Source organism: Gilliamella sp. Nev6-6, assembly GCF_001690605.1.
In the GTDB taxonomy this organism is placed as follows: domain Bacteria; phylum Pseudomonadota; class Gammaproteobacteria; order Enterobacterales; family Orbaceae; genus Gilliamella; species Gilliamella apicola_C.
Window position 1 is genome coordinate 1 of record NZ_LZHP01000026.1, and the last position, 1,293, is coordinate 1,293.

General features: G+C 33.7%; 1 protein-coding gene. It reads right to left on the minus strand.

Annotation, left to right across the window (positions count from 1 at the left end; genetic code table 11):
* Window positions 1-162: 162 nt before the first annotated feature.
* Entirely contained in the window at window positions 163-1,248 is a 1,086-nt protein-coding gene (locus A9G42_RS04395; RefSeq protein ID WP_065652747.1) for an ankyrin repeat domain-containing protein, read from the minus strand.
* Window positions 1,249-1,293: the final 45 nt, after the last annotated feature.

Sequence of the window (1,293 nt, forward strand, 5' to 3'; positions counted from 1 at the left end):
TATAAAAAATAATTCCTTTTTTACCCCAAAAGACTCATGCTATGCCTTGCTTGGTGTTAGCATCTGCCCCCAACAGTTTGAGGTACTATTTTGTCTGGGGAAAATTAGCGACAATGGCGACGCAAATTCTTATGAAAAAAATTTGAACATCTGATCATTGCTTTACATATCATCATATACCCCATCTATTATATTATTGATATGTTTTTCTGGGTGCTTAATAAATTCTTTCCAAGAACAAATTTTAGCAAATATTTGATGCTCAGGATCGATATAGCAAATTGCTTTTTCTGCTGGAGACCAAACAATGTATAGCTCATAACCGTCAACTTCTTCTATCAAAGAAATTAGTTTTTTCCTTTTCCATTTCATCTCCAGCAAATCGATAAAATGATAAAAAGTCATGTATTTTGAATAACAATCTTTTCCTGAAAAATGAATTTTACCTGGCGATGTTTTAAGATATGTCAACATATCCGCAGGCATTTTATAGCTTTTTAGGCGCTTTAGTTTTTCTTGCTCATTATGCCATTCAATTGGCTCTAATGATTTTAGCAATTGCATCAAATTTGTATTTTTATTCGTTGCAGCAAGAGAATATGGGCGATCACCATATTTATCAGTAATGGTAATATCGGCTCCACATTTTATAAGATATTCGGCAAGTTCGGTGTGATCGTGTCTGACCGCTTCTATCAACGGTGTTGGAGAATAAGGGAAAACCGTATCGGGTTGGTGATAATTAACATCGGCTCCCATTTCTACCCACATTTTTGTTTCTTCTATGTTTCCATCTGATGCGCTGGACCTAAGCGCAGCACCGCCATATTGTTTTACCGTTACTCCGTATTGCTCAAATAGCGCTATATTTTCATAATTTTTCCCGTAATGAATGCGGATTAATATTTCCGAATATTTTTTTAGGGGAAGAAAATCAAGCGCATTATTTTTTAGCAAAAGATCTGTAATTTTACCATCGCTATATTGTGCTGCCTTTTCGATAATGGTAAAACGACCAACATCCAAAGACACTTTATTTTCTAATAACCACTTAAAAACATTAAAATTATTTGTGACAACAGCAAGCTCCAAAGGTGTTATATCTGTATATTCACCAAGGTGGATTTTTTCATTTATATCCCAGTTGGCATCATATAAACTTTGCATTTTTTCGATATTTGTTTCATATATGGCAACAGCTGGTTCAGGCATCGTTTCAAAGTTGCCAATGTGTTTTATGTTGTACATTTATAATCCTGTTTCATATTGTAAAAATACTTATTATTATATATA